Origin of the sequence: Bacillus cereus group sp. BfR-BA-01441 (genome assembly GCF_022663075.1) — a bacterium.
Lineage (GTDB): Bacteria > Bacillota > Bacilli > Bacillales > Bacillaceae_G > Bacillus_A > Bacillus_A cereus.
Genome location: NZ_JAKUEU010000411.1, coordinates 1 through 222, shown reverse-complemented (window position 1 = coordinate 222; position 222 = coordinate 1). Strand labels below are relative to the sequence as shown.

Here is a 222-nt window from a genome sequence, read left to right as displayed (position 1 = left end):
TTTGTAACACGTGAAGCGTATAGTCAATTTTTATATAACTCTATTAATGTAATTGAAAAAGTACAGAAACCAGAAGTGAAGCCAGACCCAAAACCTGAAACAAAACCAGATGAAAAACCAGAAGTAAAGCCAGATCCAAAACCTGAAACAAAACCAGATACAAATTTACCATCAAGCATAGATAAAAGTTTAGTTACGGAGGAAGTTACGTATAATCCAAAC

Annotated in this window: 1 pseudogene; it reads left to right on the top strand. The window is 33.3% G+C overall.

Going from position 1 to position 222, the window contains the following annotated elements:
• Positions 1–222 (top strand): annotated as a pseudogene (locus MR107_RS31025) (S-layer homology domain-containing protein); the annotation flags it as partial.